The organism is Rhodococcus sp. YH1 (assembly GCF_009939605.1).
Taxonomy (GTDB): Bacteria; Actinomycetota; Actinomycetes; order Mycobacteriales; family Mycobacteriaceae; genus Rhodococcus; species Rhodococcus aetherivorans.
Window position 1 is genome coordinate 1 of sequence record NZ_WVTE01000103.1, and the last position, 8,050, is coordinate 8,050.

8 protein-coding genes and 2 pseudogenes are annotated in these 8,050 nt (G+C 70.1%); 5 read left to right on the plus strand and 5 right to left on the minus strand.

The features are described 5' to 3' along the window. Positions 1-460: pseudogene (locus tag AIIKEEIJ_RS09720) on the minus strand (hypothetical protein); the annotation flags it as partial. Continuing rightward, on the minus strand, positions 457-1,890 hold the full coding sequence (locus AIIKEEIJ_RS09725; RefSeq protein WP_161995543.1) for an FAD-binding protein: 1,434 nt from the start codon (positions 1,888-1,890) through the stop codon (positions 457-459). The pseudogene AIIKEEIJ_RS09720 and the gene AIIKEEIJ_RS09725, both read right to left, overlap by 4 nt. 137 nt (positions 1,891-2,027) lie before the next feature. Between AIIKEEIJ_RS09725 and AIIKEEIJ_RS09730 the strand changes: the two genes are divergently transcribed. Beyond that, a complete protein-coding gene (locus tag AIIKEEIJ_RS09730) occupies positions 2,028-2,462 on the plus strand; it encodes an SRPBCC family protein (protein WP_029547133.1) in 435 nt (144 codons plus the stop codon). Here AIIKEEIJ_RS09730 and AIIKEEIJ_RS09735 read toward each other — a convergent pair. Beyond that, positions 2,459-3,217 (minus strand): Rv3717 family N-acetylmuramoyl-L-alanine amidase, encoded by a 759-nt coding sequence (locus AIIKEEIJ_RS09735; RefSeq protein WP_083662374.1) that lies wholly within the window; start codon positions 3,215-3,217, stop codon positions 2,459-2,461. The genes AIIKEEIJ_RS09730 and AIIKEEIJ_RS09735 overlap by 4 nt on opposite strands. A gap of 76 nt (positions 3,218-3,293) precedes the next feature. On the opposite strand from AIIKEEIJ_RS09735, the gene AIIKEEIJ_RS09740 reads away from it, so the two are divergent. The 4 genes from AIIKEEIJ_RS09740 (at position 3,294) to AIIKEEIJ_RS09755 (ending at position 6,386) form a co-directional block, all read left to right on the plus strand. Beyond that, on the plus strand, positions 3,294-3,617 hold the full coding sequence (locus tag AIIKEEIJ_RS09740; RefSeq protein ID WP_050034469.1) for a YbaB/EbfC family nucleoid-associated protein: 324 nt from the start codon (positions 3,294-3,296) through the stop codon (positions 3,615-3,617). Positions 3,618-3,626: 9 nt separating this feature from the next. Further along, entirely contained in the window at positions 3,627-4,235 is a 609-nt protein-coding gene (gene recR / locus AIIKEEIJ_RS09745) for a recombination mediator RecR (protein WP_006947462.1), read from the plus strand. Then, positions 4,232-4,789 carry a TetR/AcrR family transcriptional regulator gene (locus tag AIIKEEIJ_RS09750; RefSeq protein ID WP_006947463.1) on the plus strand — a complete coding sequence of 186 codons (558 nt, stop codon included), beginning with the start codon at positions 4,232-4,234 and terminating at the stop codon, positions 4,787-4,789. The genes recR and AIIKEEIJ_RS09750 overlap by 4 nt, the downstream gene beginning before the upstream one ends. Before the next feature lie 100 nt (positions 4,790-4,889). Continuing rightward, the gene (locus tag AIIKEEIJ_RS09755; RefSeq protein ID WP_161995544.1) at positions 4,890-6,386 is read left to right on the plus strand and encodes an MFS transporter; all 1,497 of its coding nucleotides are present in this window, start codon (positions 4,890-4,892) and stop codon (positions 6,384-6,386) included. A gap of 59 nt (positions 6,387-6,445) precedes the next feature. Here AIIKEEIJ_RS09755 and AIIKEEIJ_RS33635 read toward each other — a convergent pair whose 3' ends face one another. Continuing rightward, entirely contained in the window at positions 6,446-7,771 is a 1,326-nt protein-coding gene (locus tag AIIKEEIJ_RS33635; protein WP_161995545.1) for an SDR family NAD(P)-dependent oxidoreductase, read from the minus strand. 152 nt (positions 7,772-7,923) lie between these two features. Then, positions 7,924-8,050 (minus strand): annotated as a pseudogene (locus tag AIIKEEIJ_RS09765) (acetyl-CoA C-acyltransferase); the annotation flags it as partial.

The window sequence follows — 8,050 nt, forward strand, 5'->3', positions numbered from 1 at the left end:
CGGATGCACGATCACAGTGTCGTCGTCGAGCCGGGCGCCGAGCATCGGCGCGATCTTCTTGTTGCGCATCACCTCCTCGAGCACCGCCCGGTCGAGGCTGACCAGGGTCCAACCCCAGCGAGCGCGCGATCTGGGCGAGCGTCAGCGCCGGCGGGCGCTGGAAGTGCAGGTCGCCCAGGGCCTTCAGGAGCTCGTACGGGTTGCCGGGGTGGACGCCCTCGGCCTCGAGGTCACCGGAGACGTAGGCGCGTGCCATGCCGAGGTCGCCGGGGGCCGTCGCCAGGTAGGTCGTGCCGCGCGTCGAGGTCAACCGCAGGCCGTACGGGGCGTCCGTGGGGCCGGCGCTGGAGCCGTCGTACGCGGTGAACCGCACCGGCAGCTCGCCGCCGGTCACGGTCTCGAGGATCTGGGCGAGGGTGAGCCGGCCGTCGTTCGTGCGTGGTTCTCGCAACGTGGTCATCTGTTGTGCACCGCCTTCGAGAAGAGGTCCAGCAAACGGGATTCGGGATCGTACCGCTTCTTCAGGGCGGGATAGTCCCCGCCGCCGTAGTAGAGCTGCTCGAACTCCGCGCGCGAATAGTACGAGTCGGAGTACAGCGATTTGTGCCCGTCGAGCTCGGCGACCTTGTGTTCGATGCGACGGTTCGCCGCGCCTTCGATCTCGCCGGGAACGGTCGGCACCGACGACCAGAAGCCGATGTTGACGTAGGTGCGCTTCGGCTCGAGCGGGTACAGGGGCCACGGGCGCTGGACATCGCCCGCTGCGGGTCCGTTCTCGCGTAACCGCAAGGGGCACAACCACACCGGATCGATCGGTATCTCGTCGAGGAACCAGCGCAGGAACTCCGCGGTCCGCTCGATCGGCACCTCGATGTCCTGCACGACGCGTTCGCGCGGCAGGTTGCCCTTGCGTCGCTCGATGCGGTCGGCGATACCGTAGCGGTGGTCGAGGGCGATCAGCTTCCAATAGAAGCTGCTGCGGAGCAGGTGCTTCGGCCACAGCCGCCGGATCCGGGGGTTCTGGGCGCCGAAGGCGCGCGAGCACCAGAACCAGTCGGTGTCCCACCGCCACAGGTAGTCCCGGATGGTGAGACGGTCGGTCCTGGGATGGTTGACGGACGCGTGCTGGATGGAGCGGTAGTAGATGTGCCCGCCGGTGTAGTCGCTGACCGGGCCGGGTGCGTCGGTCTGCGTGCCGACGGTCAGGTAGGACTCGGTCGCGGAGAACATCACTCCGTCGAGATAGTCGACCGGCACCCCGGCGTGCACCCGTTCGGTGGCGATGCGGTCGAGGGCGGACTGCATCTCGTCGAGCGAGTCGAACCGCAGGTGCCGCAGCGCCACGTACGGTTTCACCGGCTCGAGCTCGATGCGCAGGCGCGTCGCGTATCCGAGGGTGCCGTAGGAATTGGGGAAGCCGTGGAACAGATCCGCGTGCTCGCCGTCGGGAGTGGCGGTGACGATCTCGCCGGCCCCGGTGAGAATGTCCATCTCGAGCACCGACTCGTGCGGCAGGCCGTTGCGGAAGGAGGTCGACTCGATGCCGAGCCCGGTGACCGCCCCGCCGAGGGTGATCGTCTTCAGCTGCGGCACCACGAGGGGCGCGAGGCCGTGGGGGAGCGTCGCGTCGACCAGATCCTCGTAGGTACACATGCCGGCGACGTCGGCGGTGCGCGCGGCGGGGTCGACGGAGACGACCCCGCCGAGGCCGGACACGTCGAGGCCCGGCGCGTCCACCCGGGCCCGGGCCCGGAACAGGTTGGAGGTCTTCTTGGCCAGGCGCACAGGGGCGTCGGCTGGGATGGCGCGGTAGGAGCGCAACAGGCGCTCGACACCGGCCCGGTGGGCGGATTCTCCGCTCGGGGCTACGACTGACTTCGGCTTCTGCATACGACTCCCTGGGGCGACGCGCCGGTGGCGATCTTCACAATAGCCCCGCGGGCCCGGCCGGGCGCGACGATGAAGCAGGCAGGATGGGACTCGGTGACGGCCGCGACGTGAGCGGCCCACGAGACACAGGAGGAACAGTGGGACAGGTAAGCGCCAGCAGTTCGATTCAGCTCGCCGCAGCGCCGGAGCGGGTGCTCGAGGCCCTCGCGGACTACGAGTCGGTGCGTCCGCGCATCCTCACCGAGCAGTACCGCGACTACCGGGTGCTCTCGGGTGGCCGCGGCGACGGCACGGTCGTGCACTGGATCCTGCAGGCGACGAAGAAGCGGGCCCGCGACGTCGAGGCGCGAGTGGCGGTGTCGGGTAGCACGATCACCGAGCGGGACGCGAACTCGTCCCTGGTGACCACGTGGAGCGTGGTGCCCAACGGCACCGGTTCGACCGTGGTGACGTTGACTGAGTGGAAGGGCGCGGGTGGCATCGGCGGCTTCTTCGAGAAGACCTTCGCGCCGCTCGGGCTGCGCAAGATCCAGGAGCAGGTGCTGGCGAACCTGAAGCGCGAGCTGGACTAGAGAGCCTCGGCCGGTTCGCCGGCGAACGCGACGATCCCGGCGACGACGGCGGTGGCGTAGCGCTGCCGCCCTTCGGGGCCGGTCATCGTCGCGGCGTCCGCCGCGTTGCGCATATTGCCGAACTCGACCAGCACGGACGGCCGTCGGGCCAGGTTGAGCCCGGCCAGGTCGTCGCGGCCGAGCAGGCCGTCGGTGCCGAGGTAGGTGGACGGGGTCAGGCCCGCGTCGACGAGGGCGTCGCGCACGGCGGTGGCGAGAGCGACGGACGGGCCGGCCTGCACCTCGTTGAGCGGGGGCGCCGAGTAGTTGACGTGGAAGCCGTGGCCGTCGGCCGGCCCGCCGTCGGCGTGCAGGCTGACCACGACGTCCGCGCCGGAGGCGTTGGCCTCCTCGGCGCGACGGTCCACGCAGGCGGCGACGGACGTGTCGTCGGGCCGGCTGAGCAGCACGTGCGCGCCGAGCCGCTCGAGTTCGGCGCGCACGAGCGTGGCCACGTCCCAGTTGAAGGTGTGCTCCGCGTAGCCGGAGTCGGTGCTGGTGCCGGTGGTCTGGCAGTTCTTGGTGCCGCCGCGACCGGTGGGCACCTGGGTGGCGATGCTCGCGTCGTTGGCGCCGTTGTGGCCGGGATCGAGGAAGACGGTGCGACCGGCCAGCGGCAGGTCCTGGTTCGCGGTCGCGGGCAGTCCCGGCAGGGACAGGGCCAGCACGCAGGTGGCGGCGACGGTGATCCGGCGGGACAGTCCACGCACGCGCATGCCGTCACGGTACCGGGGACGGACTACCCTGAGTTGCGAAATCCCGCGGAAAGGACATGCCTTGGAACCCGGTGGAATGCCCGACATGCAGCAGCTCCTCGCGCAGGCGCAGCAGATGCAGCAGCAGCTGATGGCCGCCCAGGCGGAGATGGCGCAGGCGGAGGTGACCGGCCAGGCCGGTGGCGGCCTGGTGACGGCGACGGTGAAGGGGACCGGCGAGGTCGTCGGCCTGCACATCGACCCGAAGGTCGTGGACCCCGAGGACGTGGAGACGCTGCAGGACCTGGTGATCGGCGCAATCGCCGACGCGTCGGCGAAGGCGCAGGAGATCGCCTCCGAGAAGCTCGGCCCACTGGCCGGCGGGCTGGGCGGCGGCATCCCCGGTCTGCCCGGCTTCTAGAGGAGTCACGTGTACGAGGGACCGGTCCAGGACCTGATCGACGAGCTCGGCAAGCTGCCGGGCATCGGTCCGAAGAGCGCCCAGCGCATCGCGTTCCACCTGTTGTCGCTCGAGCCGCCGGAGATCGACCGGCTGCAGGCGGCCCTGCAGCAGGTGCGCGACGGCGTCCGGTTCTGCGAGGTGTGCGGCACGGTGTCGGATCAGGAGCGTTGCCGGATCTGTTCCGATCCGCGCCGGGACCGCACCCAGATCTGTGTGGTCGAGGAGCCGAAGGACGTGCAGGCCATCGAGCGCACCCGCGAGTTCCGGGGCCGCTACCACGTGCTCGGCGGCGCGCTCGATCCGCTCAGCGGTATCGGGCCGGACCAGCTGCGGATCCGCGAGCTGCTCACCCGCATCGGCAACCAGGAGGACGGCGTCGACGTCGCCGAGGTGATCATCGCGACGGACCCCAACACGGAGGGCGAGGCCACCGCGACGTACCTCGTGCGGATGTTGCGGGACTTCCCCGGCCTGACGGTGACGCGGCTGGCGTCCGGTCTGCCCATGGGGGGCGACCTCGAGTTCGCCGACGAGCTGACCCTCGGCCGGGCGCTCTCGGGCCGACGCACACTGTGACGGCGCCGAGGCGCACCGGGGAGCAGACGCGCCGCCGGATCCTCGACGCGGCGGGCATGGCGTTCGCGACGCGCCCGTACCGCGAGATCACCCTCAAGGACATCGCCGAGGACGCCGGGGTCAGCGCGCCGCTGATCATCAAGTACTTCGGCTCCAAGGAGCAGCTGTTCGACGCCCTGGTCGACTTCCAGGAGGCGGCGCGGGTGCTGTTCGACGGCCCGCTCGGGGAGCTGGGGGAGCGGATGGTCTCGATGCTGGCCCGGCCGCTCGAGCCGTACAAGCCGCTCTCGATGAACATCCTGTTCATGAGCGGGGCGAGCGAGGAGAGCAACCGCACGCTCCGGGAGAACTACTCGAAGCAGATGATCGACGCGCTCGCCGCGCGGTTGCCCGGTCCGGACGCGCGGCTGCGCGCGGAGCTGGCGATGTCGATGGTGATGGGGCTGGCGATCATGCGGCGCCGGATGCTGGGGGAGCGGGCCACCGGTTCCGTGCCGGACGTGGTGGCGCGGTACGCGCCGCTGGTGCAGGAGCTGCTCGACGGGGCGGAGTGACAGACGGTCCGGGGTGAGACGCGGGTCACCTCTGTTGCGGGGTAAACGGCTATTCACTTAGCCTAGTAAACAATTATTCACCCCACGCGGAGGAGGACCGATGGCGTACGTGTCCACCCACCCCCTCCGGCTGCGCGGGTCTCGGCCGGACCGGCCCCTCGCCGCGGCGTCCGCCGGTGGGTCGGGAACGGCCGTCGCGCCCCGGCCGTCGCGTTTCGTCTTCCCGATCCTCGCGGTCGGGGCGATCTTCCAGGCGATCATGCAGACGGTCATGGTGCCGCTGCTGCCGAGCATGCCGGCCCTGACGGGCGCCGGCACCACGGCCGTGTCGTGGCTGGTGACGACCACGCTGCTCGTCGGGGCCGTGATGACCCCGATCTTCGGGCGGCTCGCCGACATGATCGGCAAGAAGCGCATGCTGCTCGTCGCCCTGGTCCTGATGACCGTCGGCTCGCTGCTCTGCGCGATCAGTTCGAACATCGCGGTGCTCATCACCGCCCGCGGCCTGCAGGGCGCGGGCGCCGCGATCATCCCGATCGGCATGTCGATCCTGCGCGAGGAACTGCCCAGGGAACGGATCGGACGGGCGATCGCCCTGCTCAGCTCCACGCTCGGACTGGGCACCGCCCTGGGCATCCCGTTCGCCGCGGCCATCGTCCAGTTCGCGAACTGGCACGTGCTGTTCTGGGTCACCACCGCGATCGGCGCGGCGGTGATGACCGCGGCCGCGGTGTTCATCCGGGAGTCCCGCACCCGCACCGGCGGCCGGTTCGACGGCGTCGGCGCGGTCGGCCTGACCGCCGCGCTGGTGAGCCTGCTCGTCCCGATCACCCAGGGCAGCACCTGGGGCTGGACCAGCCCGGCCGTGCTGTCGATGTTCGCCGCCGCCGTGGTCCTGTTCGGACTGTGGGGCTTCCAGCAGCTGCGCAACCGCAACCCCCTCGTGGATCTGCGGGTCTCGGCGCGGCGCACCGTCCTGATGCCGCACCTGGCCGCCCTGCTGGTCGGGTTCGCGTTCTACGGCAACACCCTCATCACCACGCAGCTGCTGCAGGCCGACCCGGACCGCGGCGCCGGTTACGGGCTGCCGATCCTGCTCGCGGCCCTGTGCCAGCTGCCGGCGAGCTTCGCGATGATGTCGTTCTCCCTCGTCGCGGCGCGGTTGTCCGACCGGTGGGGAACGAAGGTCCCCATGCTGGCCGGCGCACTGTTCCTGCTGTGCGGATACTCGCTGCATGCGGTGCCGGACAAGCCGCTGTGGTCGGTGGTGGTGGCGCTCGGCGTCGCCGCCATCGGCACCACCCTCGTGTACTGCACGCTGCCGCTGCTGATCATGGGCGCGGTCCCGCTGGAGCAGACCGCCGCGGCGAACGGTGTCAACGTGCTGCTGCGCACCACGGGCAGCACCGTGTGCAGCGCGGTGGTCGCGACCGTTCTCGCGGCGCATCTGTCGAACGGGGGCATCACTACGGCGGGATTCTCGATCGCCTACCTGGTGTGCGCGACGTGCGCGGTGGTGGTGTTCGTCGCCGCGCTCGCCCTGCCGGCGGCGAACCGGCGTCCCGCCGAGCACGTCGCCGAGGTGCCCGCCGGGTGACGCACGCCGGCCCGCCACCCCTCCCGGGCGGCAGGCCGGCGCCCTCCCCTCCCCCCGGATCAGTACCCCACGCCGAGATCCCGGGGGCGGTAGCCCTCCGGATATCCCGGATAGGTGCGGTTGTTGGGGTTGCTCGCCGCCCGCGAGAGCCGTCGCTTGGGCAGTCGGCGCACCACCGCGGACCGGGCGCGCAGCGCGGCCTCCGCGACCGCCCGGACCTGCGCAGAGCCCTGCGGGAACCCGAACGCCGCGGCCATCCGCTCGTCGATCAGTGCGTACACCGCGGTGGCGACGGCGGGTGCGAGCGCCTTCGGATACCACGACTGGAACAGCCGCAGGGTGTAGGTGCCGATGCGGTGGTTGTCGTCGCTGTAGGTGAAGTGCTCGTCCTCGTAGTCCAGCTTGAACCGCTGGAACTCCTGGTAGGACTCCGGAATGTCCTTGATGCCCATCCGGATTCCCACCTGCCGGTAGAAGTGGAACGAGGCGAGGCGCTCGTGCGGGTGCAGCCGCCGCCAGCCGTAGCGGTCGATCCAGTCGATCGGGTCGTAGACGAACGTCGAGAGCACGTAGAGCATGTCGTCGTTGTCGATCGAGTACCTGCCGTGCATCCGGTTGACGTTGCGCAGCGACTCGCGGCCCCGTTCGGAGTCGTAGCCGTGCTCGACGAGCTCGGACATCAGGATCGCGGTGTCGTCGTAGCGCTTCTGCGGGCGGTGCTCGAACTCGCCGGTGCGGCCCAGGACGATTCGCGACTTCATGCTGTCGAGGTAGCCGGGCTGGTACTCGTCGGTCATCTCGGTCTCGAAGAATCCCGGCGCGATGGCATTGACGCGGATGCCCTTGCGTGCCCCCCACTGCTGGGCCAGGTCCCGGGTCAGGCCGATCACGCCGGCCTTGCTGGCGGCGTAGGCGGCCTGCGGCAGTCCCGCGGTGGTGAGGCCCAGGACGGAGGAGATGTTGACGATGGAGCTGCCGGGCTGCATGACGCGCCCGGCGGCCTGCGCGGCCCAATAGGAGCCGTTCAGGTTGATGTCGATGACGCGCCGGAACTGTTCCGGGGTCTCCTTGGTGGCCGGGACGGCAGTGCCGATGCCGGCGTTGTTGATGAGGATGTCGACCTTGCCGAAGTGTTCGATCGCGGCATCGACCATCCGTTGCGCCTGCTCGGGCTCGGCGATGTCGGTCTCGACGCTCAGCGCGCGGCGGCCGGCGGCACGGACGAGTTCGGCGGTCCGCTCGAGCCGGTCGGCGCGACGGGCCGCGAGCACGACGTCGGCCCCGGCCTCCGCGAGAGCCTGGGCGAAGGCGACGCCGAGGCCCGAGGAGGCGCCGGTGACGATCGCGACGCGGTCGTCGAGGCGGAACTTGTCGAGCACGGACATGTGTGTAGTCTCCTCCGATAGTCGATACCTATGCGAATTGTATAGTTGAATTCGCGCTCGAGTTCAAGACTTGATATTCGAAAAAGGCGCGGCCACAAGCCCTTTCGGGCCCGCGACCGCGCCTCATCCGACTTCCCGGTCCGAGGGGACGATCAGCTCAGGCGCTCGAGCACCATCGCCATGCCCTGACCGCCGCCGACGCACATGGTCTCCACGCCGAACTGCTTGTCGTGGGTCTGCAGGTTGTTGAGCAGGGTGGCGGTGATCCGCGCGCCGGTC